The organism is Siphonobacter aquaeclarae (assembly GCF_900103285.1).
Lineage (GTDB): Bacteria > Bacteroidota > Bacteroidia > Cytophagales > Spirosomataceae > Siphonobacter > Siphonobacter aquaeclarae.
This window is the reverse complement of sequence record NZ_FNGS01000014.1, coordinates 1-26018: the sequence shown is the minus strand read 5'-3', so window position 1 is coordinate 26018 and position 26018 is coordinate 1. Positions and strand designations below refer to the sequence as shown.

Sequence of the window (26018 nt, the reverse complement as noted above, 5' to 3'; positions counted from 1 at the left end):
AACCTTCAATAACCTGTATGAATGTATCAAAAGGAGAAGTTTTTCTGTTAGAGCTTCTCCTCAGTTGAATGAAACGACACTTACATTTCCTGTGGTTTTTTCGAAGTATTGTCTTGATAACAACCGAATTGGGAATGTATCCCAGAATTATCAACTATGATAAATATCTTCGATTTTTCGAGTTCCGAGTTTTCTACGATATAAGAAATATTTCCGAAATGAAAATAGACAATTACTAAATAAAGTATCAGGTAGAAAACCTGATACCTTACTGAACTCGAAATGGACAGATAAAATAATGAATTGAAAGTTGATGACTTATGTATTATTGGTTGTCGTTTTGAGCGTCATACAAGAATGATAAAAATGAGCATCTATTACCCATTGAATTTCCCGTTTCAGGAGTGGTCTGATTTCATGATGGTCAACCTCTCTATTTTGAGCTGTGCAAGTTGGGGAATATTCAACAAAAAAATTTACATTCGGATAGATTGCATTTACACATATCACATATTCTCAAGATTGACGGTTCTCATTTTTTTTATTTTCTTAAAGTAAGAAGGAGTCAGTCCCGTAATTTTCTTGAATTGATTGGAAAGATGAGCTACGCTGCTGTAACCAAGTTTGTAGGAAATTTCGCTGATATTCAGCTCGTCATAAAGCAATAATTCTTTCACTCGCTCGATTTTGTGAATGATAATAAACTGTTGAATCGTGATTCCTTTTACCGTTGAAAACAGATTGGAAAGATACGTATAGTCATATCCCAGTTTTTCGGCGATAAAATCGGAAAAATTGACGCTTGGTAATTCGTTGCTGTGATGAATGGTTTCAACGATCAGGTTTTTAACTCGCTCAATCAGAATGGTCTTTTTGTCGTCGAGCAGCTCCAGGCCTGAGTTCAGGAGATTCCGGGCCAGTTGGCGCAGTACTTCGTCAGGTATCTGCTCCGGTACTTCAGCCATCCCCAAATCGATACTCACGGCCTGCAGACCCAGTTTCCTCAGCTCTTCCTTGACGATCATCTTACAACGTAAGCTGACCATGTATTTGATGTACAGCTTCATATCCCGGGATACATTGAAAATTGGCGGGTGAGAGCGCTCCGGAAAGCGAGGGAACAGAAAAACGACAGAAATCGAATCGGGGCAGGTATGTCATGCACGGTATGAATGCCTGGCACATTCCCTCAATATAAGGATTTCCGTAGGGGAGGGCAATGATCTGAGTAAGTTTTGAAGTACTTACCTCGCGACAGGAGCACTTAATACCTCTGAGGCGGCAAAATTTGCAGACCAGTGGTTTATGTAAGAATGTCGGAAATTTATGTAACAGATCCAAAGATGAATATAAGGTGATTTGTCTTCACGAAAAATAATTTTTATGAAAATTTTAAAATTTGTCATTGCAGGCCTTTTGCTAAGCTATTCGTTTACGGTAGCTGCGCAGGAAAAGAGGGAGACAGCAAAAGCTAGAAAAGATGTATCTAGTATGGAAAAGGATCTTGTGGATGCCAGGGCTGACCTTGGAATGGCGAAAATAGATTCAGCGGAAGATTTTCGCAGATTCCTGAGAGAATCGGAAATGAAAATAAATGACAATAAGCTGAAAATTGGCCAGCTTAAGAAGAACAGATTGAAGAATTTCAGATACTCAAAAGAAAGATACGATAGAGAGGTGCTCGCGCTGGAGGAGAAAAACGACGAACTTCAATTGAAAATAAAGGCGTCTGCAAAAACAAAGACAGATGTGTGGTTTTCCTTTAAAAGAGAATTTAATTACGACTTATTTGAATTAGAGGAGGCTATTAAATATTTTGGAAGAGATAAGAAAGATGAATATTGAAAGATGATAAATTCAGATTCTATTTTTGCTTATTGTTACAAAAAGCAATCTTATTGAAGTAAAAAACTAGTTAAATGAATGTAAATTGAAAATGCACTGATTGTCCTATTTTGAATAGCAGACTCCTGGCAATGGCATATAGTTATGCTAAAAAATATGAAACCGGAAGCAGTTAACTAACATTCTGATTTCCTCGCTGGTTGGTGTTGAAAGCAGATCTCTACTTCTTCATCGTAAATTGCGCACTTCCGCCTGTTAAAGCATACCGAGTTCTCTTCCCCGAATGAATAGCTCTCTCCTCCGATTGCGAAATCTCGTGGTTTTATTGTGGAGAAACTCCGCATATTCAGGTTGACTGCCTCCTTCTCCACGAAGGACATTGTAACTAAATGAAACAAAATCATGAAAGCGATGAAACTGAAAAAGAGAAGGCCTTGCACATATTACGGGTGGCGAACACTGGTATCGCCATTCCATCGTACTAGATATCTTCTGTGTCGATAATCGATCTTTTGTAGGAATGAGTAGGAGGGCCTGACTTCAAACCTCCTGACTTTGGGTCAGTAGCCTGTCGAAACACCTCTATTTGTCAACCTGGCCCTGAAAAGGTGGTTTTTCCGGAAAGATCATTTGCATCGAGTCCCTGGGAGGGACGATCTTTGACAATTAATCCTCTTGGGATACAGTAATTGGCGGCTGATGAGGCGCTTTTTATTGGCTGTCGAATGGTGCCTACTTATAATCTCTGAGGAATATTTGTTGTACCAATTGAAAATAGAAAGTCGGTAAATATCTGATTTACAGTTATTTATATTGTAAATATTCGAACACCTTTAAGGCTAACTACCTTACTCACATGAGAAAAACCCTTTCGCTGGTCCTCGAGCCGGAAATTGCGCTCGATCCGGACCGTTTCCGGCACTATGTGGCGGATGAGCTGGGCCTTCCGGCTGAATCGGAAGACTGGCTCGTACAAAAGACCCGCCAGTCGGTCGATGCCCGCAACCGGCAGGTACGCGTCAACGTCGAAGCCGAAATCTACGTCGGCGAAACGCCCGAACCCCTGAGTACCCTTGTCCCGGAATACCGGGATGTGTCGAAAGCGCCGGCGGCGATTGTAGTCGGCGCAGGTCCTGCCGGGCTGTTTGCTGCCCTGCGGCTGATTGAGCTGGGGATTCGTCCTGTCGTCCTTGAACGGGGAAAGGACGTCCGTACCCGTCGCCGGGATTTGGCAGCTATTAACAAAGACCACATCGTCAATCCCGACTCCAACTACTGTTTCGGAGAAGGCGGCGCCGGCACCTATTCTGACGGTAAGCTCTATACGCGATCAAAAAAGCGGGGCGATATCCGCCGTATCCTGGAAATACTCGTGCATCACGGCGCCGTGGAAGACATCCTGATCGACGCCCATCCCCACATCGGAACCAACAAGCTTCCGCTCGTCGTAGCGGCGCTCCGTGAGCGCATCCTTGAATACGGAGGCGAAGTAGTATTTAACACCCGCGTGACGGATTTTCTGCTGGAAGGCGGTGAGATGAAGGGCGTCGTAACTGCCGATGGCAAAGAGTATGCCGGGCTTGGCGTCATTCTGGCCACCGGGCACTCCGCCCGCGATATGTTCACGCTTTGCCGGGACAGAGGCGTAACCGTCGAAGCGAAACCCTTTGCGATGGGTGTGCGGATCGAACATCCGCAATCGCTGATCGACCGGCTTCAATACCACCGTGACGATCGGGGACTGCTTCCGGCGGCTTCCTACAGCCTCGTCGCGCAGACGCGCTACGGCGGAGTGGAGCGGGGAGTATTTTCCTTCTGTATGTGTCCCGGCGGGTTTATCGTACCGGCAGCTACCGCGCCGGGCGAAGTAGTGGTCAACGGCATGTCTCCTTCGCGGCGTGATTCTTTTTTCGCGAATTCAGGCATGGTGGTGGCCGTCAACGAGCCCGACTGGCAGCGCTACGCCGAACACGGTCCGCTGGCAGGTCTGTACTACCAGCAGGAGGTCGAGCAGGCCGCCTGCCGCGCTGCCGGCAATACCCAGCTGGCTCCGGCGCAGCGGGTACATGACTTTATCCGCGGCGCTGTTTCGGGAAGCCTGAACGAAACTTCGTATCAGCCCGGTCTGGTTTCGCTCGATCTGACAGACGTATTGCCCGACCGCATCGCGCAACCCCTGAAAAGCGGTTTGCAGGAGTTTGGAAAGCGGATGAAAGGGTATGCGTCGAACGACGGGCAACTGATCGGCGTCGAAAGCCGGACGTCTTCGCCGGTGCGCATCCCGCGCGACCGCGAATCCTACGAACACATCTCGGTACGCCGCCTGTATCCGTGCGGAGAAGGAGCGGGATATGCGGGAGGAATCGTTTCGGCGGCGGTCGACGGAGAGCGGTGCGCCGAGGCGCTCGTCGCCCGGTACGGTGCATGATGCAGAAGAACCGTCCGGTCTTTCGAAAGATGCTATATGCAAAGCGCTGATGGACAGGTTGTTTTGTTGCTTTTCTCAGGCTGAAATAACCTCCGGACGGCGGGTATTTCCCGCAAAAGACCGCAAAAAATGAATAGTTTTCCCGGTCGTAACCTGTATCTTGCAGCATTCACTCCCTAATGTTGCGCACCAATATGAACATCACGACGGCTTCTTTTACTGAATTTTCCGAAGCGTTGGTGCGTCGTCTGCAGCAGCCGTTACCGGGAGAAACAGCCCATCAGACGATGGCGACGGGAAGCCGGGTACGGTTCAAAGTGCAGCCCAACGAAAGGACCCGGCAAAGCGCCGTGCTGATCCTTTTCTATCCTTATAAAGGAGAGATTATTCTGCCGCTTATTCTGCGTCCGAAATACGAGGGCGTACACGGCGGGCAGATGGCTTTTCCGGGCGGACGAATGGAGCGTACCGATAAAAGCCTGATCCATACCGCCTTGCGGGAAGCGCAGGAGGAAATCGGCATCAAAGCAAGCGACGTGAAGGTACTGGGATCGCTGACGAAGCTGTTCATTCCTCCGAGCAACTTCTGGGTACTGCCGGTTGTCGGTACGCTGAACTACCGGCCTGATTTTTACCCGGATCCGATTGAAGTAGACATGATTTTCGAAGTTGGTCTGCAGGAAATGATGGACCGGGGTATCCTTGGCACCGAGCAGCGGGAAGCCCGCGGAGTGATTTTTGATGCGCCCTATTACCTTTTGCAGGAGAACAAGGTATGGGGGGCAACGGCCATGATGATTGCCGAACTGCTGGCCGTGGTTGCCGGCTCCGAATAGCCGCTGATTGCTGATTTTCGAGCCGGACTATCAAAAACAGGCCGTATCTTTACAAATAGTACGTTTCTTAACTATAGAGGAGTGGTCTGCTACCCATTTCGTTTGAACTGATTTCTATTCCCCATGTCCGAACAATTCGAGCAGGAAGATTCCTTGCACAAGCAGATAGCCGTCGACGGTCTGTATGAGCAATGGTTCCTGGAGTACGCCTCCTATGTAATCCTGGAAAGAGCGGTACCGGCCATCGAAGACGGTCTCAAGCCCGTTCAGCGGCGGATTCTCCATGCCCTCCGGGAAATGGACGACGGCCGTTTTAACAAGGTCGCCAACGTGATCGGCGCGACCATGCAGTATCACCCGCACGGAGACGCTTCCATCAACGAAGCAATCGTCAATATCGGGCAGAAAGGCCTGCTCTTTGATTGCCAGGGTAACTGGGGAGACATCAATACAGGCGACAGCGCCGCCGCGCCGCGGTACATCGAGGTACGCTTGTCGAATCTCGGTAAGGAAGTCGTTTTCAACGAAGATACCACGGAGTGGCAACTGAGCTACGACGGTCGAAAACGCGAGCCGGTTGCCCTGCCCGTCAAGTTTCCGCTGCTGCTGGCGCAGGGCGTGGAAGGGATTGCCGTGGGGCTTTCCACCAAAATCCTGCCGCATAACTTCATCGAACTTTGCGAAGCGTCCATCGAAATACTTCGTGGAAATCCGGTCTCTCTTTTTCCGGATTTTATCACCGGTGGAATGATCGATGCCACCAACTACAACGACGGGCAGCGGGGTGGAAAAGTACGTGTACGTGCCAAAATCAAGGAACTCGATAAGAAAACCCTCGTCATTACCGAAATTCCCTTCGGGTCGACGACGACCTCCGTCAAAGATTCCATCGTCAAGGCCAACGACGAAGGCAAGATCAAAATCAAGAAGGTAGAAGACCTGACGGCCAAAAACGTCGAAATTCACGTACACCTGGCGCCGGGTGTTTCGCCGGATATCACGATCGACGCGCTGTATGCGTTTACCGAATGCGAAGTCAGCATTTCGCCGAACGCCTGCGTGATTATCGACGAGAAACCGGTGTTTTCCACCGTCTCGGATATTCTCAAGTACAACACCGACCAGACGAAGGAACTTCTCCGGCGGGAGCTTGATATCCGCCGCGGAGAGCTGCAGGAAAAGATTCTCTTCTCCTCCCTCGAAAAGATTTTCATCGAAAACCGGATCTACCGGAATATCGAAGAATGCGAGACGTTTGAAGACGTCATCGAAACCGTAGACCGCGGTCTCGACCCGTATAAAGCTGATTTCTACCGGGAAATTGTACAGGAAGATATCCTGCGCCTGCTGGAAATCCGCATCAAGCGTATCTCGAAATACGATGCGTTCAAGGCCGATGAGGCCATGCGGCGTCTCGAAGAAGAACTTGCCGAAGTACTGAACCACCTGGCGCACCTGACGCAGTTTGCCATCGACTACTTCAAAAACCTCCTGAAGAAGTACAGCAAGGGCCGCGAACGCAAAACCGAAATCCGGAACTTCAATACGGTTTCCGTAGCGGTAGTGGCGGCAACCAATGCCAAGCTGTACGTCAACCGGGAAGACGGCTTCATCGGATTCGGACTCAAAAAGGACGAGTTTGTCGGTGATTGCTCCGACATCGACGACGTCATCGTCTTCCGCCGTGACGGGAAATGCCTCGTCACGAAAATCCAGGAAAAAGTATTCGTCGGAAAAGACATCATTTTCTGCGGCGTTTTCCGGAAAGGGGACGACCGACGGGTGTATAACATGATGTACCACGACGGAAAATCCGGCGTGACCTATGCCAAGCGGTTTTCGGTGACGGCGGTTACCCGCGACCGGGAATACGACCTCACGGCCGGCAATCCGAAGTCGAAAGTACTGTGGTTCACCGCCAACGATAACGGGGAAGCGGAAACGGTGGAAGTCAAACTCACCGCGTCCTGCACGGCGAAAGTGAAGCAGTTTGAGTGGAATTTTGCCAAGCTGCTGATCAAAAACCGGGAGGCGCTCGGCAACCAGGTTACAAAATACCCGGTCCGGAAAGTAGAACTGAAACGTACCGGCGTATCGACGCTCGGCGGCGTGGAAATCTGGTACGATCCGACGATCGGACGCCTCAACCGGGATAACCGCGGCTCTTACCTTGGGAATTTCGAGGCTAAGGACAACGTGTTGGTCGTTTACAAAGACGGTAATTACGAACTGACAAGTTTCGAACTGACCAACCGGTACGAACCGGAACTCATTGCAGTACTCGCCAAGTTTGACCCCGAAGGCGTCATCACGGCTGTGCATTACGATGGCGGGCAGAAAAACTACTTCGTGAAGCGCTTCCGGATTGAGACAACGACGGTCGATAAGAAATTCCACTTCATCGGGGAATCCAAAGGCTCGAAATTGCTGTTTGCCAGCGTGGACGAACGCCCGACAGTTGAAGTACTCTACAAAGAATCCGACAAAGGCCCGGTAGAAAAAGTGGAAGTTCTTGTCGAAGAATTTGTAGAAGTACGCGGCTGGAAAGCGCTTGGAAACAAGCTGTCTTCTTTTAAGGTAACGGACGTGAAGCAACTGGCATCGCGTATCGTTGAAAAAGCAGAAACGCGGGAAGAAGACGATGAGGAGGACGACGAACCGGCTGTAACGGCGCAGGCAGCGTCCGCGGGAGGGGAGGAGGACCTTTCAAAGGACTCCGACGAAGCCGGCGATAAATCGTCCCAGAATCAGTTGGATTTGTTTGGATAAAAGACTCTTCCGAGATTAGAAGGAAGAATTAACCGGACTTATGCACGTACGAACGCTCTTTTACGGTGTGTCCAGGCGCGGAACCTATTCTCTCCATTGGGTGAAAAAAGTCATCAAATGGTCGGTCAAGCTGGGTTTCGTCGTACTCATCGTGATTTTGAGCTGTAACGTGTGGGTGGTCTGGAGCACGCGGGACCAGAACTACTACTTCGTGAAAAGCCTTCCGGCCAACGATGTCGGGCTGGTCCTCGGAACAAGCAAATACGTAGCAAGCGGCAGGGAAAACCTGTTTTTCCGGTACCGGATGGAAGCCGCCGCGCGGCTGTACCGGGAAGGAAAGATTAAGGTACTGATACTCAGTGGAAACAACGATTCCGAGTATTACAACGAGCCGCGCGATATGGAGCAGGCCCTGGTCAGCCTGGGCGTTCCGGCCAACGTGATTCAGCATGATTTTGCGGGAAAGCGTACGTATGACAGCATCGTCCGCTGCCGGGAAGTCTTCAAGCATAAAAATGTTACGGTCATTTCCCAGCCCTTTCACAACGCCCGGGCATTGTTTCTGGCGGATCAGCTGGGGGTAGAGGCCGTGGCTTTTGCGGCGCAGGATGTACCGAACGGCTACTCCGTGCGGACGCTCGTCCGGGAATACCTCGCCAGGCCGATGGCTGTCGTGGATGTATTCTTCCGGAACCCGCCATTAATCCGGCATAACCAGCCGATTGACCGGAAAAAGAAACCGGCGCCGGCACAGGAAGAGATTTAACTGAAACCCAGGGCTCCGGCCGTGGGTTTTTCGTCTGATTATGTACATCATTGAAACACACGCGCATCTGTACGACGAACAATTCGACGAAGACAGGGCGCTTATGATACAACGGGCTGTCGACGCCGGCGTAAACCAGTTCTGGCTGCCTAATTGCGACGTTGAAACGCTGGGTCGCCTCTGTAACCTGGCCGACGCTTATCCGGGGCAATGCCTGCCCATGATCGGACTGCATCCGACCTATGTCAAGGAAAATTTCCGGGAAGAACTCGACCGGTTACGGGCCGAACTCCCTTCCCGCAACTGGCTGGCAATCGGGGAGATAGGGCTGGACTTTTACTGGGACATGACGTTTGTCGAACAACAGAAAGAGGCCTTTCTCATTCAGCTGGGCTGGGCAAGGGAACTGCGTCTGCCGATTGCCATACACTGCCGGAACTCGTTCTGGGAGACGGTCGAACTCATCGAACAGCACAACGACCCTGATCTCCGGGGGATTTTTCATTGTTTCTCCGGCGGGGTGGAAGAGGCCCGCAAGGCGGTTGAACTGAATTTTCTTCTCGGGATCGGCGGCGTCGCTACCTTCAAAAACGGCGGCCTCGACAAGGTTCTGCCCCACGTGGGCCTTGAACACCTGGTACTCGAAACCGACGCGCCTTACCTGGCTCCGGTACCTTACCGTGGCAAACGGAACGAGCCGGCGTATCTTCCGCTGGTGGCTCAGCGGGTAGCGGATCTGAAGGAGACCTCCGTTGCGGAGGTAATCCGCCTGACTACGGCCAACGCCCTTGCATTGCTTTCATCAACCAATACAATACACTCTTGAAAATCATTGAACTAGATACCGCCGCTCCCGATTTTCCCCATGCCTCGATTCTGGTGATCTACACCGGAGGTACTTTTGGGATGGTGTATGACCGGAAATTGCAGACGCTCGTTCCGTTCGATTTTGAGCAGATATTGGACCGTATTCCGGAATTGTCGCGCCTGCGGTTTGCTATTACCGTACTGGTACTGGATGAACTACTCGATTCGTCGAATATGGTACCGGACAATTGGCTGGAAATCAGTACTATCATTGAAAAAAACTACGATAAATACGATAGCTTCGTCGTGCTGCATGGTACCGATACGATGGCGTATACGGCATCGGCGCTGAGTTTCCTGCTGGAAGACCTGCGCAAGCCCGTCATCCTGACCGGCGCGCAGCTGCCGATCGGCGCGGCGCGGACGGATGCCGTCGAAAACTTCATCACCGCGCTGGAAATAGCGGCGGCGTGCGACGAGACGGGCGCTCCGCTTGTTCCCGAGGTAGCCATTTACTTCCACTCGTTGCTGCTGCGCGGTAACCGGGCCCGGAAGCAGGAAAGCAGTCAGTTTAATGCGTTTCAGTCGGAAAACTACCCGCCGCTCGCAGAAGCGGGCGTGACGATTGAGTACAACCGGCCGTACATCGCGCCGTACCGCCCGAATGTGCCGCTGAAGGCACATACTACGCTCAATCCGCATGTTGTGATTCTGAAGCTGTTTCCGGGAATATCCCCGCTGGTTGTCGAAAGCGTGCTGAAGACGGAAGGCCTGCGCGGCGTCGTACTGGAGACCTTCGGGGCCGGTAACGCGCCGACCGTACCCTGGTTTTTGCAGTTACTGAAGGAAGCATCAGACCGGGGCGTACTGATCCTGAACGTGTCGCAGTGCATTGGCGGCCGGGTACTCCAGGGCCGCTACCAGACCAGCAAATACCTCGACGAAATCGGCCTGATCAGCGGCGCCGACCTGACCTCCGAAGCTGCGGTGACAAAATTTATGTTCTTACTGGGGAAATATGGAACTGACACTGAGAAGATTAGGCAGGAGCTGGCCATACCCCTCCGGGGAGAATTAACGGAATAACTTGCGTAAGGGGCTTTTTTGTGTGTATATTGCGGCCCCAAACACAAAGAGAGGTGTCCGAGTGGTTGAAGGAGCACGCCTGGAAAGTGTGTATACCCCTAAAGGGTATCGAGGGTTCGAATCCCTTCCTCTCTGCAAGAAAAAGTAAGCCTACGTTTCTGAAACGCAGGCTTTTTTGTTCCCTGAAATTCTTGGTACAACATAGGTACAACATTTTTACTTCTCATTTTGCCAGAAGCGGAAGATGCCAGCTATTATCGACAGGGATAATATATCAATATGCTTATGCGATATCCCAACTGGTTAATATTAGCTGTTCGCCGAAGAAATTGAGTCTGTAGCCACCCCTTATAGGGGAGGCAACTTTGCAGAATGTTTCAAAATGCAGGCTGAACGCATATTCCTGACAAAAGGCAATCTATGGCCGCGTACTGTTATAGAGGTGAATGGAGTCACGAGTAGCGTCTTTTGCCGCAGAAAAGAAAGGATGCCCCGGAGGGCAAAATCTTCCTTGAGGGTTCAGAAAACGGGTTCAGCCATGGCATTTCCATTTGTGTCTCCGCTTTGGTCATGCTGACGGCGATATGGTTGTTTCGGAGCAGATCGACATATCGCCAGGAGCAGTATTGGACGGCCGGGTCGGAATGATGCAACAGAGCACCGTCAGTTTCGCCACGCGCTTGCAGCGCCATTTCTAGGGCCTGCACAGCGCCTTTGGCTGCCATTGTTTTGTTCAGAAGCCATTCGACTATTTTACGGAAATATGTACCATGATCACGGATAGGTAAATGAAAACCGAACCCAGTGGAATATAAGTCATATCGGCGACCCAAAAGACTGTTGGGACGATCGGGCAGGTGTTTTGGCCCCGTTGGGGTATTTGTAAAAACAATGCTCCGAATCAGTTGTCTTAACGCGCTTGCTTTTCTTGTGAGACAGCATCTTATTGTCTTTAAGCATCTTATGCAGTTTATAGCGCCCAAGTTTAAGCTGGTGACGCCGAAAAAAATCCCGCACAACCTCTAATAATTCGGCCGTTCCGATGCATGGTATCGTTCGGTGAATACGCTGAACTTCTTCCAGGATGTGATCTGGCTGGAAAAACGACCTCGTTCGGATGCTTGCACTGCTTAGGGTTTGACGGAGTTACCCCCAGCCAAAAAAATATTCTTCCCCGAATTTGTTCGGGAGTAAACCATCGTTTACTCCCAGTCAGAAATCAGTCAGTCTGATCCATCAATGAAACTATAATTTATTGATAATCAGGTTGCTTTGGCGGACGGTAACCTTTCTTTAACGAAAATCTGTTCAAATATAAACGGTCGTTTACTGCTGAACAGGACCGTTGTTTTTCATGAAAGAGACTATCGCGTACTACCGCGTTTCTACTTCCCGTCAAGGTAGAAGTGGGTTGGGGCTTGAAGCGCAGCTCAGGCTGTACATGGCTATTGTCGGCTTGGAGAACTTTGTTTGATCGATGAAGTGATAGAGGTAAAGTCAACGCGAAAGGATCGTCCCGGTTTGCAGGAGGCGTTGCACAGATGCCGTCAACGACAGGTTGCACTGATTGTTGCCAGACTGGACAGACTGGGCAGGGACGTCGAAGAGATTGCAGGTATTGTCAAATCGGATGTGGAGATCATCGTTGTCGATAATCCACATGCCAACCGGTTTACCATCCACATTCTCGCTGCAGTCGCCGAAGAGCAAAAGAGATCGGTGATCGGGAGAAATAGCAGATTAACCCGTCAAGATTTGTCGAGATCTTTTCCTTTGTCTTTTGTCGATGGTCGCTCCTGACGGTCGCCTTTAAGCCAGTCCGGAAATTTGTCTCTGGCCTTTTCGGCTAAATATTCTTTCCTTCCATCCGCAAAGCCTTCCATCCGAGGTGTTTTGGCTTCCGCCTGAGAGAGTTTCTCCGCTAGCTCCGGCAGGTATTTGGTGAAGAGATAGCCATCGTTGAACCCACGCACGTAGCGCGGATCAGGAGTGTTGTTCTGATCTTCCATAGCTAGAAAGTATTTCGTGCGTGTTGAGTGAGATAACGATCGATGGAGTCACGGTCGTAGAGAATGATCTTCTTCTGCGGCTGTGAGAAACTAATTTTTCCTTCGTCCCTAAGCTTCTGGAGCGTGGTCTTGGATTTGATCCCGAGCAACCTCATGGCTTCGTCGTCGTCAATCCATTTGTCAACATTCTGCTGATTTGTTTCCTTCAGACGGGCAACGACCTGCTCGACTAATTCATAGAAGGCGGCTTCTTCGAGGCAGATGACTTGCATGGAAAGAGTAAATTATATGTGTCTCAATCAGAAGCGAAAGAATATATGGTGAAAATAATTTCGAAAAACATCATTTTTTCGAAAACCACTTGCCTGTCAATGGCAAAACCAATATCGAATATATCTGGAACTTTTAAAAATATACCTCGTCGATGCGACTATGGTATTATGACAACTGATTAATTAGAGTTACCGTCTCACAAAACGTTGATTTTGAGAGACAAAGCAGAGAATGTTTAAATGTGGTTAACTAGGCCAACGTCCTCACGGAGAAATTTGCCAGAAATAGTTCAATCAAAATACTTTTATCGTTTTCCTTTGCTACAGTTACTGCTTGACCTGTCCAAAAGCAGGTGACATCCTATATCAGAATTACGTTGACTATGTCTGGCAAGCCAAGAATGAGAGGATTGAGATGGTGCAGGAAAAGCAAAGGTAGGAGCTGTTGGTTCATCTAGCATGATGGGGGGGCGGATGATTTACCACCCAAGTTTCAGTCGCCATTTAACAAGACTCCAAATCCTCCTATCAGAGCATGTGTTGTCATGCCAAAACGGCCTCTTATCATTTGGATAGGAGGCCGTTAACACTTTTTAGAGTTGATTTACGGAATAATAACGCGCACCGAGGCAGGTCTTGCTTCATTTTCGAACCGCACCAGATAGAGTCCGGAACTGAGTCCGGCGGAAGGGAAGGTTACCTGATTCCTTCCTTTCTGAAGTTGTACCGGCTGGGTTGCCAGAGGTCTTCCGTTCAGATCAAGCAGTGACAGGGTAGCTGCCGCGGCCAGGCGGTCATCGCCATATACAACCACTGCCTTAACGTTTCGTGCCGGATCGGTGTAGGCCGAGAGTGCAATGCCTGTATAGCCATCAAACTGCACCGATTTGATTCCGGAAAGTTGATAAGCGCCGTCCAGGTCGACTTGCCGCAGGCGGTAGTAGTGAATATGTGTCTTGTCCGGGGTCTGGTGGATGAAATCATAGATATGCCGTTGGTTGGAAGTGCCGTTTCCGGCAACCTGTCCGATGGACTCAAAGGTTTTGCCGTCGAAAGAATGAAGTACATCGAAAAAAGCATTGTTGCGCTCGGCAGACGTAATCCATTCGAGATAGACGTTATTTCCGCTGGCTTTTGCCTGGAAGGCTGCCAGGGTAACAGGGGTAGGCGCTTCCACGAGAACAACTGTAGTAGCCGACTGATTTGTCCCGAGGGGATCGCTGACACCCGGGCCCAGCACGGTGGAACCTACGGTCACGTCGGCAGAACCGACAACCATACCCCTGATCGGCAGATGAATCTCACATTGCGTTCCGATGGGGAGTGGCTGGCTGTTCCGGATCTGAATGGTAGTGGTGGTAGGGTTTACTGTCGTCGTGAATACGCTCCAGAGGCTGCCGCAACCATCCGTAATGGCAAACGGCGTTTGCCAGTTGATGACGGTCGTATTGATGGTAATGGTCACCCGGGCGGATCCCGTAGGTAGCGTACCGGGGCCGTTCTGATTCACAACAAGCAATAGCTCCCCGGGAGCGCCAACACCCAGGGTGGCCGGGACCGGATCAATCGATACGACCTCGAGGTCACCGGATTGAGCCCACAGACGTGAAGACGCGGAGAGCAGGAGCAGGACAAGCAGGAGATGTCTGAGCAGGAAGCGCATGGTTAGGGGATTTTGGTGAGAGGATTGGCAATGGCGTTGTTGTTAGTGGGTGTTTCGCCGCCTCCGGTACCGTTGGTAATGGTGACCGTATTGTTGAGGGTACCGTTGGTTCCGCCTGAGCGTGAGATGGTAAATCCGATGAACTTGACGGCCAGGGATGGTATAACAATGCCAGGTTTTGAAACAAAGCGGAATCGCGTTGTTTCCTGGGTGACATCAAAGGCATCATTTTCCAGGTTAAAGGTCTCTCCGTCGATGACGGCCGTTGCGGAAGTCTTCAGTGTCATGGTAAGACCTGTCGCCGTACCGAATCGGGTGACGAAAAACTCGAATTGTCCAGTAGTGGCTGTAGGTCCGACGTTGCTGATACCGACGACATAGTCGACCGACTGTGCCGTTTTCAGTTGTAGTGAAGTGAAGAATTGAGACGGAGTGAGGTCGGGAAATGAATCCGGAAGCCTTGCCAGGTAATGCACGGTAACAGTGGCATTGTCGGTCAAACCTGTGCTGGTCTCGGTCAGGATATAGGTGAGCGGAGTAGGATCATCGTTAAAGCCGGTTTCGGGATCGAAGGTGATTTGGCCTGAGGCGGGATTATAAGTCCAGGCTCCTTGTCCTGGTACGGTTACAGTATTGTCGAGGAGTGTGCTACCTGCGGGCAACCCTGTTGTGGTGAGGGTTACAGAGGTTGTGGTCGGGGACGCTGGATTGCCAGTAGCCAGGGAATCATTCGTCAGGATGTTAATCGTCACATTTGAGCCTGTCATATCGGCCGAGCCCCTGTCATCGGAAGCCACGGGAGGAGTGGGTTTGTAGGTAACGGAAACCGTCGCATTGTCGGTCAGGCCTGTGCTGGTCTCAGTCAGGGTATAAGTGAGCGTCGAGGGATTGCCGATGAAGCCGGTTTGGGGATCAAAAGTGAGATTACCAGTCGCCGGATCATAGGTCCAGGTACCCTGACTGGGCACGGTGACGGTATTGCCGGAGAGGGTACTGCCGACGGGTAAACCGGTAGTAGTGAGCGTGACGGAGGTATTTGATATGTTGGCCTGTGTGCCATCCGACCGCTTGTCATTGATCAGGAGATTGACGGAGACATCAGTGTTGGGTGTATTGCCGGTACTGGAATCATCAGCAGCGGCGGGAGGCATACAAGCCGGACTCGCGGATGCGTTGATCCAGTTGGTATTGGCAGGTTTGTGGCACGCGGCGTTGGTCAGTCCGGTGACGTCGCTGCTATAGACGGGTGCCGCGGTCAGCCCTGCTTCCTTGAAATCAGCACATCCGTCGTTGTCGCTATCAGTATCGAGAAAGTCTGGCGTACCGTCACCGTCAGTATCGAGCGGTGTTGGGCAGGTAGAAACGGGCAACCCATCCTTGCAGGTGCCGGCATCGGAACCGTCGACGTCAGTGGCCGCATTGTAAGTGACACGGCAACTGGCATCCAGGCTGACGGAGGTGTTTCCACAGCCTTCTATGGCGTCAGGGATGCCGTCATTGTCGCTATCGAGATCTTTGTAATTCGGGATGCCATCGCCATCTGTATCGATACCCGTCTGGTAGGTGTAAGAGAAATCGTCGACGTTAAAATCGTCTGCCCCCGAAATAAATTGGGCGATCACTTGTCCTTTTATCGGTAGCGATGCAGTCTTAACAGTTACGACAATAGAAGCATAAGTTGTTCCCGTTGGAAAACTCCGGCTGCTGGGATTGCCATTCACGGCCAGAGTCTGAACAACAGTAGCATCAATATTTGTAATAGTAGCTGTTGTAGTATTGAGGCTACCGCTTGCGGCATTAGATACCCTGAAAATCCTTACCGTTCCGAGATAAAAATCCAGATAGCCATATGAATTGGCTACAGTTACGCCCGCTCCCGCGCTCGTATTGCTCGCGTTTACCCTAACGGAAAAGGTAGCTGTCTGCGCCGGAGAAACAGTGCTCTTGAAGACAACATTATTTTGGTACAGATTTGAGGCGCTGGCGTTATCCTCGTACGTCCCGGCTCCACCACCCTGAGCGGCCCAGCCTGTTCTCCCGTAGCCGGTAATGTTTCCCGACCACCCGTTAGTATTGCTTCCAGAGGTACCGTTGGTTCCGAAATTGCCGTTGAAGATCGAGTTGCCGCTGGTTGTTAAACCTTCCATAATGTCAGGAACGCCATCGTTATCATCGTCGAAATCCTGGCTATCAAGGATGCCGTCGCCGTCAGTATCAGGATCGTCGGCTGTGGGGGACGAAGGGCACTGGAGGGTTTCGGGATAGCCTGAGAGTTTGACGGCCAGCCGAGGTCCGACTTCCAGCTCCCAGTCGCCGCCGGCTCCGGTGATATCGTCAGAAGCGGAAACAGGAACCCCCAACACGCGGGCAAGGTAGCTAACGGCCTGCCTGCCTTTGTCCCCCTTTCCGAACTCACAACCCCAGATCGCCAAAGGATGACGGGTGTCGCGGAATTTTGTGGCAATGGCGACGGCATCTGCCCACTCCCCATCGAGCCAGAGTTCTCCAGGACACCCATGTGCAAATACATGCAGGACACCCGGCACTCCGGAGGCCGCCTCAGTAAGCATTTGCGATTGAGGTAATCCCTCAATTAGTATTGGATTGCCTTCTCCCAAAGCAGGCAAGGACAAATAGATCAGGTGAACAAGCATTGTTATGCTCGTCAGACGTATTAATTTTTTCATTGCTTGTGAACGCTCGAATAAATCAGAAAATGATATTAAACTGTGTGATGAACTGCATACAAAGCAGGAACAATAGACTCCTCATCTACGCGCGACGAATAGAAAAAAGTATTCGATCAGTGGCGGGTGGGTTGCCAGACGATAACTCCGCGCAGGCAGGGATACTCTAAACGTTGAATGGCTCAAAAGAGCATCAAAACATGTATTTTACCGGATGCAGACGGGCGGAATAATTTCAATATAAGACGATGAATCGCGCGTTTAGATATGCGTAATTTTCAGGTCAGGCGGATTGAATAGGGACGCCGGAACAGGGTGGCGTATCGGAATATGTCAGCTGAGCATGTAACGTTGCAAAGATGCGCGAAAGGAAAATGAGGTATGGATCATAAATCTGTTAATTCCCTGTAGACGCAGCGTCTGTTTTGTCGCAAAAATATTATAAAACTGGTTTAGGCTCCTGTTCACCTAACCGGACGTTTTGCCCTTCTGAGCTGGGGACGGGCCGTCTTAGTGTGTAAGGCAAAAAACCTGGCCGTCATGAACAACCAGGTTTATCGTTATCCTTTCAACTAAATTGGTGACAATACCGTCCGGCTTGTTCCGCCACGTCGGCCCGGTATGTCATTCTGATGGAGCCTAAGACAGCTTCCTCAAGTAACTTGCATTCAAAAATGGATTGCCGCGGAAAATCTTCGATGTCGATTATTCGCTAAACAGTCGATCTGTTTTGCTAGATGGTAACATTATTCTGACATCAGAGGAATAGTTATCTGATAAAATGGTCTTCTCTATTATGCGTTATTTGTCGCTTCGTTAAAATCAGGCGGCAATAGCTGAATTGATACAGGTTGTTTTGATTTGCCTTTTCCTTTCTGTGTTATTATGGCCCCGTACCCGTCACCGAGGCCCGTTCGATGACAGGCTATGAATGATTTTATTCGCACAATAAAGGTTTTTTTTGCCCGCAATTTTAGTTTGCAGGATGGCAGGGAAGGCGATGCTCTGATTCAGGAACGAATTCGAAAAAATGTCGACTTTCATGGCGCAAATCTATGGGCATTGATATTTGCCGTTTTTATCGCTTCGATAGGTTTGAATGTCAATTCTACGGCCGTTATTATAGGTGCCATGCTGATCTCCCCGATCATGGGCCCGGTCATGGGAATAGGCCTGGGGATCGCCGTCAATGACCTCGGACTGATAAAAAGAAGTGGAAGAAACCTGCTCATTGCTACATTATTCAGTATTCTGACGTCAACGCTGTACTTCTGCATCACTCCACTTCACGAAGCACAATCTGAATTGCTGGCGCGGACGTCCCCGTCGATCTGGGATGTGTTCATCGCTCTTTTCGGCGGGTTGGCAGGAATGGTGGCTGCCTCACGCGAGGAGCGGACGAATGTGATTCCCGGCGTCGCGATCGCAACAGCTCTGATGCCACCGCTTTGTACAACGGGCTTCGGTCTGGCAAACGGGAACTGGTTTTTCTCACTCGGGGCGATCTACCTGTACTTCATCAACAGTGTTTTCATTGCAATAGCCACCTTTCTGATCGCGCGATACCTGCGACTCAAACGCGTGCATTTTCGGGATAGTGCTACTGAAAGGCGAGTCAATCGCTACCTGATCGGCATCACTCTTGTGACCATTCTTCCGAGTATTCTGCTGGCATACCGCATCGTCGATAAAAGCATTTTTGAAAGTAATGCGCGCCGGTTTGTCGAAGAGAAGTTTCGTTTCCCGGATACACAGGTTGTCCTGAAATCCTTCAATTACAACCCGGATCGTATGGAAATCAATTTACTGCTTATCGGAAAGGAAATATCTCAAGCTAGAGTTGATACCCTGGCGGGACATCTGCGTGAATATGGTCTGCCACGGGTAAGGCTAAACGTCAAACAAGGCTTGAATGCCCGGCAGGAAATAGATTTCTCACAAATTAAAGCCAGTATCCTTGAAGACGTATTCGGCCGGCAAAGCAAGCCGGATACGATGAAATCGGCAGTATCCCGGATTCGCGCTGCTGATTCGGCTGTTGCCAGGGAACTGCATATACTGTATCCCGGAATCCGCTCGCTCGGATTGACTGACGTGGTACTCTTCGGAGCAGATGGAAGGGCCCGGGACACGACGCTGGTCGCGCTGGTTTCCAGCAGGAAGCCAATATCGTCGAAAGAGGCAAACAGGCTTCGCAAATGGCTTCGTGCCAGGTACGAAGCGAAAGAGCTTAGGGTGGTTATACAATAAGGCTGTCTGCCAGAAAAGGAGTCGGCTGGAAAATGGACTATGTATTCAATAAAAAGAGGGTTGTTTTCTTTTCATTCAGGTAAGAAGGGAAATTTTCAAGCTACGATGAAAAGACGTTGCAGTGAAAATGTGCCATGCAAACTGAAAAATTTCCCACTGTTATTTTTCGCTTCTCCTTTAGATAGGTATGTTTACAAACGGCCCCTTGTTTTGGGCGAAACTGCCTTAGTCCCGGACCCGGAAAACCGGAACCTGGCTGCGTTCAATTCCTTTCAACAATCACCGCCCTGCCTTCAATTTGCTGGTCGCATGTTAGTACGATCGCGTTTGTTACTTCTGTTTTTTCTCCTGACTGGATTGCGGATGCCATTGACCGTTCGTGCGCAGGAGACCGCCCACTATTCCGTCCGGCATTATACGGACGAAAACGGTCTTCCGCAAAACAGCATCAAAGGGCTTGCAGTCGGAAGCGGTGGATTCCTGTGGGTAGCTACGGAAGCCGGATTGGCCCGCTTTGACGGACAACGAATACAGGCATTCTCCAAAGACATTTTAAAGACAAGGAGTGACAGATTATTCGGGTTATCACGGATGGTTCAGGGCGGCGCTCTGGTGGGAATAACGGAGCATGGGGAGATTCTTCGTATCCATGCGGGTAAGGTTCGTTACGATTCCGCAACGGTAATAGACCGGCCGTTTATACGGTTGCTTCGTTTACCGGAAAAAACTCTGGCAGCTGCTATCCCTGCTTCATCCGGGCGCTATTTCGTCTTTCTGCCGGGAAAGGTGGCGCTGATTGATAAAGAGAAGGTTTTGTACCAGCGGGGTATTTCCGGGAAATCCTATTTTGAGCCATTTCCATCGGAGCCTAACATGCGTAATCGAGTTATCCGCCAAAACCGCAAGGTTGTCTGCTCGGATAATTTCTTCAGTCTGGGAGGAGAACTGTATTATCACCTCTATGGGGAGGGAGACCAGTTTCTGCGTTTCCGTTCTGACGGTCAGGAGCAGAAACAACTGCTGGGAGCGATCAGACAGGACCCCCTTTTCGCAAGGCAGAAGGAGAAGATCCGATTATTTCAAAACAGGTGCCACGGTCAGGTTTTTGCTGTTCTGGGAAATAATCTTTATCGGGTCATCGCAGAGAAGGACGGCAGCCTGACAACCCAAATCCTGATCTCTGGATTCGACATGGAAGAGCACCTGATTTCTACCATGCTTTACGATGAAGCGAGCCGGGTTGTCTTTCTGGGAAGTTTCTCGAAGGGTTTGTTCGTTCTGAGGCAAAATTCCTTTCAAACCTTTCTGGATACTGTTAACAAGGATTTTCACAATGTCTTTTATGCTCAGGTGCCGTTGAAAAACGGCGGAATAATGATCCCTGAAGGATTAATAGTAAAAGAAAACAGGGTAGAAACGCGGCTGCTTGAAAAGCTGAAGGTAAAAGGAGCTTTTGGCCGGTTTAACATGGTGAAGGCGCGAGACGGGAATGTATGGATACAGGACGGACGAAGTATCGTACGTGTGGACCCGGCGAGTGGTTCAATTAGATCGATGGTCACTTTTCGCGATGCCCCCGCCAATTTATATCAAGGCTTCGACGACGGAATATGGCTCGGGTTCCGGACGGGTAAAGTAGGCTATATTTCAGCGAAAGGTATCTACAGGGATTCCGTATTTTCAACCGGTGCCCAGATTGGATTTCAATGCCAGGATATACCGGGCAGGCACTGGTTTGGTACGACGCGCGGTTTGTTTGTTGCCAGTCTGGCACGCCGTAAGCTGGCTTTTGTCGGATTGGAGGGAGCCGTTATTCGAAGCTTGTATGCTTCGGCACCCGGTGTGCTGTGGATCACGACATACGGAGACGGAATCTACCTGTTTCATAACGGGCATCTGCGCCGAATCCAGTCTGATACCGATGGATTTTTGAATCATGCGCACTGCATCGCTGAAGATCGAAACGGAGACTTCTGGATTTCCACCAATAAGGGACTTTTTCGGGCACACAAAGCCGACATGCTGGCCTACGCGGAAGGGCGGGCTTCCTCTGTCTTTTATGTGTATTATAACCGCAGTGATGGATTTATTACCAATGAGTTCAACGGCGGCTGTCAACCCTGTATGGCAAAACTGGCCGACGGTCGTTTCTCTTTTCCGTCGATCAACGGACTGGTATGGTTTCGGCCCGAATCGGTCCCGATACCGGATCTTTCTTCCCCCTTTTTCATTGATCATATTTCAATTGACGGGGCAGATCAACCGGTTGCCGATTCGTTGCGACTGCCGTCCGACTACCAGTACGTGAATTTTGGCCTTACGACTCCCCTGTTTCACAACGGCGAAAATCTCCTGTTTCAATACCGGATACAAAAACGTGACGAACCCGGAGAAGGACGCTGGATAAAAGCCGACCCGGATCAGTCGTTCCGGCTGTATACGTTCGCGCCCGGCGATTATGTGCTCACGATACAAAAAGTGACGGGTTTTCAAGGAAAATACCTTGAGAAGAAAATCTTCATACACATTCCCACGCCCTGGTACCTGAGCGCCTGGTTCTGGTTGGCCGCATTGCTAATGTTAGTGGTTCTGATCAGAGCGTATATTCACTGGCGTTTTCTCCGCCTGAAAAGGCAAAACGAAGCGCTCCGGGAAAAAGTCGACGAACGCACCCGACATCTTTCGAGAGCGCTGGACGATGTCCGGAAAGCAGATGCCGCACTGGAGACGCAGCTTCAGATCCAGCTACGGATCATCAGTGCTCTGAATCATGACTTGCTGACGCCGCTTAGGTTCTTGAACAAGACACTTCCGGTTTTCGTAGACCGGGTCAACAACGCCAAACCTGATTCACTGACGGCTCAAATCGGCCTGCGTTTGCGCCAATCAACCGGGAAAGTTGTCGACTTCGCTGATAATCTTCTGAAATTCACCAAGGCAACCTACCTGCAGAACGATGGCCTTCTTTCGGATGATGTGGAAGTCAGGACGATCCTTCGGGCAAAAGCAATCTTTTTCGAGGAAATAGCCGAAGAAAGCCAAACACGGATTGTTGTCCTTGATCACGGACCAGTGAAGGTCGCCACGCGTGAGCAGATGCTGGAAATCGTCATTCACAACCTGATAGATAACGCACTTAAGCATACTTACGGAAGTACCCTGACGCTACAGGCAATGTATGGACCGAACCGCGACGTGCTGATCACCGTGGCCGATACTGGCAGCGGAATGCCTGCTGAAATTGTTGAATGGCTAAATTTCCGGTTTTCCGAACAGAATGAAAACCTGGCGCCCCGAGTTCCGGTTAATCTCGGGCTGGGGCTGATCATTGTCAAAGAAATAACAGATCTGCTCGGAGTTCGACTGGAAGTAGTATCAGGCTCCGATGGCACTATTGTGACTTTATGGCTGACGTGATTGAATCAGGACTTCGTATTTCATTACCAGGTCAATCAAATTATCGACGCCCATCTTACGGAAAATCCGGACGCGGTGGGTATTCACCGTAGAAGTAGAAAGATTGAGTATAGTGCTGATTTCGGAAATTCCTTTTCGCGCGTGTAGCAGCTGCAGGATTTCCATTTCCCGCTCTGACAGGGCTTCGAGTTCTTCGCCGCCGCGTTTTTTGGGTTTGAAATAGGAAGTGAGCGTCAGATCGTGAATGTCTTCGCTGACATAAATTTTGTTTCGGAACAGCACCGTATCGATGGCACGCCGAAACTCGGCATCAGATGCTTTTTTCGAAAGAAATCCATTAGCGCCTGCCTTAACAAACGGTAGCGCGTAAACGTTTTCCTCCATTCCGGTGAAAATCAAGATGCGAACCTTTGGCTGCCGGCTGCGAAGTTTCTCGATCATCTGAATACTGTTTCCGCCAGGAATACCCAGATCCAGAATTACCAGATCAAAAGGTTCGGTTTCGACCAGTTCCAATGCTTTCCAGAACGAGTTGGTATCAACACATACTGCATCTGGCAGGTATTGACTGACAGCCAGCGTCGTCGCTGTTGCGACAATCGGATGGTCTTCTACGATAAGAATTCTCTTCATCAATTTTATCGGCATAACAAGTAAATGCCCTAAATCTGCACCAATTTCCGGGAGGAAACGTATCGCAAATATGTGACAAAATAGGTAAAATTATTCTGCGGATAAATCAATTGCCGGAGACGACTATGAAATACTGTCAAACGCTGTTTAAGGCGAAGCTGTTACAGACCATTCTGCCTCCGGGAAGGGAATTCGTCCTTTTTCAGAGGCGCCGATGTGACTAAAAAAGAAGATACGTAATTCTGCGGGTAGGACCGTGTCGTTATCCAGCGTATCCTTTGTGGTGTCTTTGGGGAAGTTTTTAAGAAAATGAACAATGCGTTTGCCCAATAATCTGAAACACATTTGCCACTAAAAGGGGGCTGAAAGACTATCCGAATTTGTTGAAGAAAAATGTATCAAAAAACTGATATTGTCACAATTCAATTACAATTTTTTTTGATGCAATTGTGACGAGTTTCTTCAGGTTTTTCTCTCTACATTCACTTATGTCTGAAAAAGACGTATACCCGTTAGCGGCAAATGACCGAGTTATTCAGGTAAGGGGGAAATGAAAGGTCTTTTGGGCACTCCGATGGTCAGTCCCCGTAAACACTATACGCGGTCTGTGCATGAGTTACAGAAGTGGTAGCACTTTCAACGGGATCCTGACCTGACGGCCGGGCTATATGCTTTGAATTGTTTGACGACAGCGGGGAAGATTCTCCGGAAAAGTTGCAGTTTCTCAAAAGAGTTCTTGAGTTGGATAAATGAAAGTCGGAAGACGTCGTTTCCCTGAAGCGGCGTCTTTTTTGTTTTTCCGGTCAGGGATCAGATCTTCGCAATCCTGCTGAGAATGTCAGAAATAAAAGCGGCGATTGCCAGCTTTTGTGACTCACTCCGGTCTCGGAGAACACCTAAATTGCCGGCGTTTTCCGCTCCCGATAACCGCCTGACTGAAAAGGAAGGACCGGATCCGCCCTGTTTCAATTATTGGAAATGTGGCTGATTAACGGATCCCGAATTATCCAAACTCCAGAATCCGGCCACATGAGCTCTGAAGACGACCGGAATACATTGTATTCCCTGCTGCATGACCTGAACCACTATTATCCCATTGGCTTTCCTTCGATGAGGGATGATTTTCCCGGATACGAAGAGTTGAAGGTGTTGGTTGGCCGGAAAATGGCCCGGAGGAAGGAAAATCGCCTCGTGCCCTGGGGACAGCTGATCACTACCCTGGCAGGAGAGTATCCGGATTTTGCATTAACTGATTTTTCTCACCTGCAGGAACCAAGCCTGAAACTAGTGCTTCACATCTCTTGCCAGAAAGGGGATATTGTAAGACGGGATACCTTTGCTGAAGTGTACCTGTCCCTTCTGGTACCCTGTTTTTCGGTTTTCTTTTCGGATCGGTTTGTGATGGCGACGGACTCTTGTCCCGTAACCCCGGACTGCCGTGATTTATCGGGTCTGGATACCAACTATATTGGCAGTTGGTACCGCCAACAACTAACAGGCAGAGAACGGGAATTATGTCGCCAACTGATGCAACATGTAGGCGGTTTTTATCCGGCGTATAAACACTTCCCGTTTCATGTCCTGACGGCTCAGCGTATCGTCGGCGCCGTGCCATATAACTGTACCGGCAAAGAGGCGAGATCATTCGAAGGATATCCGATCAGCGAGTTTTTGTACGGCCAAAGAAACATGATGGTTTAGCCGGATGAATGCATATATACGAGAAAGGCGACGCGCCGAAGCGCGTCGCCTTTCTTGTATTAAAAGATAAAGCTACTCGGTTAAGATTACCTTGACCCTCGTACGCAGATGGTTAATTTGATAGGTAAGCAGGTACATACCGGCGGGATTATTGCGACCGATCGTGACCTGAATCTGGCTTCCTTTCCGGGAAACAGAGGCGTCAATTTCCTGGCCCTTCAAATTGGTTATCCGGTAATAGTCTACACGGTCTACGTCAAGGAAGACAGACCAGTCTTTCGACGGGTTGGGATAGACGGTTCCCAGATAAACACGCTGCATGGAAACCACGCGGGAATAGCTGGATGTACCATCCTGGTCGATCATTTTCAGTCGGTAATAGACTGTGCCGGAGCCTTTCGATGCATCGGTATACCGGTAATTGGTCTTTCCGCCCCGGACGGTGCCGATTGCTGCAAAATGTAACTCGTCGTCATTGGCCCGCTGAATTTCAAAGCGATCGAAATTCCTCTCTTCCGAGGTTACCCAGACCAGTTCTGCACCGTTCGGCGTGTCCGTTCCACGGAAAGAGATAAGGGTTACCGGTGTCGGACTGTCAAAATCAACGGTAACAGTGCCATTGCTGGTCAATCCGGTCGCCGTTTCGGTGAGGGTATAAGTAATCGGAGTGGGGTCACTGGCGAAGCCCGTTTCGGGATCGAAGGTAAGATTGCCGGTCGCCGGATCATAGGTCCAGGTACCCTGACCAGGCACAGTGACGGTATTGCCGGAGAGGGTACTGCCGGCCGGCAGCCCGGTGGTAGTCAGGGCGACGGAAGTATTGGATGTGGTGGCCTGAGATCCATCCGC

19 protein-coding genes and 1 tRNA gene are annotated in these 26018 nt (G+C 50.0%); 12 read left to right on the top strand and 8 right to left on the bottom strand.

Features of this window, described 5'->3' with window-relative positions; all coding sequences use genetic code 11:
- Positions 1-506: 506 nt before the first annotated feature.
- Positions 507-1067, bottom strand: a complete 561-nt coding sequence (locus BLR09_RS24910) for a helix-turn-helix domain-containing protein (RefSeq protein ID WP_093209213.1) — start codon at positions 1065-1067, stop codon at positions 507-509.
- A gap of 316 nt (positions 1068-1383) precedes the next feature.
- On the opposite strand from BLR09_RS24910, the gene BLR09_RS24905 reads away from it, so the two are divergent.
- The 8 genes from BLR09_RS24905 (at position 1384) to BLR09_RS24865 (ending at position 10672) form a co-directional block, all read left to right on the top strand.
- Positions 1384-1845, top strand: a complete 462-nt coding sequence (locus BLR09_RS24905; RefSeq protein ID WP_093209211.1) for a hypothetical protein — start codon at positions 1384-1386, stop codon at positions 1843-1845.
- 856 nt (positions 1846-2701) lie between these two features.
- Positions 2702-4273: an NAD(P)/FAD-dependent oxidoreductase gene (locus BLR09_RS24895; RefSeq protein ID WP_093209207.1), complete on the top strand. Its 1572-nt coding sequence runs from the start codon at positions 2702-2704 to the stop codon at positions 4271-4273.
- Between the two features lie 179 nt (positions 4274-4452).
- Positions 4453-5109, top strand: a complete 657-nt coding sequence (locus BLR09_RS24890) for an NUDIX hydrolase (protein ID WP_245690016.1) — start codon at positions 4453-4455, stop codon at positions 5107-5109.
- Between the two features lie 123 nt (positions 5110-5232).
- Positions 5233-7878 (top strand): DNA gyrase/topoisomerase IV subunit A, encoded by a 2646-nt coding sequence (locus tag BLR09_RS24885; protein WP_093209204.1) that lies wholly within the window; start codon positions 5233-5235, stop codon positions 7876-7878.
- 40 nt (positions 7879-7918) lie between these two features.
- Positions 7919-8644 carry a SanA/YdcF family protein gene (locus BLR09_RS24880; RefSeq protein ID WP_093209202.1) on the top strand — a complete coding sequence of 242 codons (726 nt, stop codon included), beginning with the start codon at positions 7919-7921 and terminating at the stop codon, positions 8642-8644.
- A 40-nt stretch (positions 8645-8684) separates the two neighbouring features.
- Entirely contained in the window at positions 8685-9470 is a 786-nt protein-coding gene (locus BLR09_RS24875; protein ID WP_093209199.1) for a TatD family hydrolase, read from the top strand.
- On the top strand, positions 9467-10537 hold the full coding sequence (locus BLR09_RS24870) for an asparaginase (protein ID WP_394331420.1): 1071 nt from the start codon (positions 9467-9469) through the stop codon (positions 10535-10537). The genes BLR09_RS24875 and BLR09_RS24870 overlap by 4 nt, the downstream gene beginning before the upstream one ends.
- A 47-nt stretch (positions 10538-10584) precedes the next feature.
- Positions 10585-10672 (top strand) — tRNA-Ser (locus tag BLR09_RS24865).
- 317 nt (positions 10673-10989) lie between these two features.
- Here the strand turns inward: BLR09_RS24865 and BLR09_RS24860 are convergent.
- Positions 10990-11262, bottom strand: a complete 273-nt coding sequence (locus tag BLR09_RS24860; protein ID WP_093209197.1) for a hypothetical protein — start codon at positions 11260-11262, stop codon at positions 10990-10992.
- A gap of 757 nt (positions 11263-12019) precedes the next feature.
- Here BLR09_RS24860 and BLR09_RS25965 point away from each other — a divergent pair.
- Positions 12020-12337, top strand: a complete 318-nt coding sequence (locus tag BLR09_RS25965; protein ID WP_394331421.1) for a recombinase family protein — start codon at positions 12020-12022, stop codon at positions 12335-12337.
- Here BLR09_RS25965 and BLR09_RS25385 read toward each other — a convergent pair.
- The 4 genes from BLR09_RS25385 to BLR09_RS24840 all read right to left on the bottom strand — a co-directional run bounded on the left by BLR09_RS25385 (position 12286) and on the right by BLR09_RS24840 (position 17168).
- Positions 12286-12546: a hypothetical protein gene (locus BLR09_RS25385; RefSeq protein WP_143011219.1), complete on the bottom strand. Its 261-nt coding sequence runs from the start codon at positions 12544-12546 to the stop codon at positions 12286-12288. The two genes, BLR09_RS25965 and BLR09_RS25385, sit on opposite strands and share 52 nt — an antisense overlap.
- A gap of 2 nt (positions 12547-12548) precedes the next feature.
- On the bottom strand, positions 12549-12818 hold the full coding sequence (locus BLR09_RS24850) for a helix-turn-helix domain-containing protein (RefSeq protein ID WP_093209191.1): 270 nt from the start codon (positions 12816-12818) through the stop codon (positions 12549-12551).
- A gap of 604 nt (positions 12819-13422) precedes the next feature.
- On the bottom strand, positions 13423-14481 hold the full coding sequence (locus tag BLR09_RS24845) for a T9SS type A sorting domain-containing protein (protein WP_093209189.1): 1059 nt from the start codon (positions 14479-14481) through the stop codon (positions 13423-13425).
- 2 nt (positions 14482-14483) lie between these two features.
- Positions 14484-17168, bottom strand: a complete 2685-nt coding sequence (locus tag BLR09_RS24840; protein WP_093209186.1) for a DUF4347 domain-containing protein — start codon at positions 17166-17168, stop codon at positions 14484-14486.
- Between the two features lie 927 nt (positions 17169-18095).
- Here BLR09_RS24840 and BLR09_RS24835 point away from each other — a divergent pair.
- Together BLR09_RS24835 and BLR09_RS24830 are read left to right on the top strand one after the other, a co-directional pair.
- Positions 18096-19418, top strand: coding sequence for a TIGR00341 family protein (locus BLR09_RS24835; protein ID WP_093209184.1), 1323 nt, complete (start codon positions 18096-18098; stop codon positions 19416-19418).
- 105 nt (positions 19419-19523) lie between these two features.
- On the top strand, positions 19524-22835 hold the full coding sequence (locus tag BLR09_RS24830; protein WP_176785668.1) for a ligand-binding sensor domain-containing protein: 3312 nt from the start codon (positions 19524-19526) through the stop codon (positions 22833-22835).
- Here BLR09_RS24830 and BLR09_RS24825 read toward each other — a convergent pair.
- On the bottom strand, positions 22821-23468 hold the full coding sequence (locus BLR09_RS24825) for a response regulator transcription factor (protein WP_176785667.1): 648 nt from the start codon (positions 23466-23468) through the stop codon (positions 22821-22823). The two genes, BLR09_RS24830 and BLR09_RS24825, sit on opposite strands and share 15 nt — an antisense overlap.
- A 1029-nt stretch (positions 23469-24497) precedes the next feature.
- Between BLR09_RS24825 and BLR09_RS24815 the strand changes: the two genes are divergently transcribed.
- Entirely contained in the window at positions 24498-25169 is a 672-nt protein-coding gene (locus BLR09_RS24815) for a hypothetical protein (protein WP_143011218.1), read from the top strand.
- 72 nt (positions 25170-25241) lie between these two features.
- Here the strand turns inward: BLR09_RS24815 and BLR09_RS24810 are convergent.
- Positions 25242-26018, bottom strand: a 777-nt coding sequence (locus tag BLR09_RS24810) for a T9SS type A sorting domain-containing protein (RefSeq protein WP_093209170.1), incomplete at its 5' end; no start/stop codon positions are given.

Coding starts and splice junctions, on each gene's coding strand:
- BLR09_RS24910 (WP_093209213.1), bottom strand. CDS start 1,067: ATGAAGCTGTACATCAAATACATGGTCAGCTTACGTTGTAAGATGATC.
- BLR09_RS24905 (WP_093209211.1), top strand. CDS start 1,384: ATGAAAATTTTAAAATTTGTCATTGCAGGCCTTTTGCTAAGCTATTCG.
- BLR09_RS24895 (WP_093209207.1), top strand. CDS start 2,702: ATGAGAAAAACCCTTTCGCTGGTCCTCGAGCCGGAAATTGCGCTCGAT.
- BLR09_RS24890 (WP_245690016.1), top strand. CDS start 4,453: ATGTTGCGCACCAATATGAACATCACGACGGCTTCTTTTACTGAATTT.
- BLR09_RS24885 (WP_093209204.1), top strand. CDS start 5,233: ATGTCCGAACAATTCGAGCAGGAAGATTCCTTGCACAAGCAGATAGCC.
- BLR09_RS24880 (WP_093209202.1), top strand. CDS start 7,919: ATGCACGTACGAACGCTCTTTTACGGTGTGTCCAGGCGCGGAACCTAT.
- BLR09_RS24875 (WP_093209199.1), top strand. CDS start 8,685: ATGTACATCATTGAAACACACGCGCATCTGTACGACGAACAATTCGAC.
- BLR09_RS24860 (WP_093209197.1), bottom strand. CDS start 11,262: ATGGCAGCCAAAGGCGCTGTGCAGGCCCTAGAAATGGCGCTGCAAGCG.
- BLR09_RS25385 (WP_143011219.1), bottom strand. CDS start 12,546: ATGGAAGATCAGAACAACACTCCTGATCCGCGCTACGTGCGTGGGTTC.
- BLR09_RS24850 (WP_093209191.1), bottom strand. CDS start 12,818: ATGCAAGTCATCTGCCTCGAAGAAGCCGCCTTCTATGAATTAGTCGAG.
- BLR09_RS24845 (WP_093209189.1), bottom strand. CDS start 14,481: ATGCGCTTCCTGCTCAGACATCTCCTGCTTGTCCTGCTCCTGCTCTCC.
- BLR09_RS24840 (WP_093209186.1), bottom strand. CDS start 17,168: ATGAAAAAATTAATACGTCTGACGAGCATAACAATGCTTGTTCACCTG.
- BLR09_RS24835 (WP_093209184.1), top strand. CDS start 18,096: ATGAATGATTTTATTCGCACAATAAAGGTTTTTTTTGCCCGCAATTTT.
- BLR09_RS24830 (WP_176785668.1), top strand. CDS start 19,524: ATGAAAAGACGTTGCAGTGAAAATGTGCCATGCAAACTGAAAAATTTC.
- BLR09_RS24825 (WP_176785667.1), bottom strand. CDS start 23,468: ATGAAGAGAATTCTTATCGTAGAAGACCATCCGATTGTCGCAACAGCG.
- BLR09_RS24815 (WP_143011218.1), top strand. CDS start 24,498: ATGAGCTCTGAAGACGACCGGAATACATTGTATTCCCTGCTGCATGAC.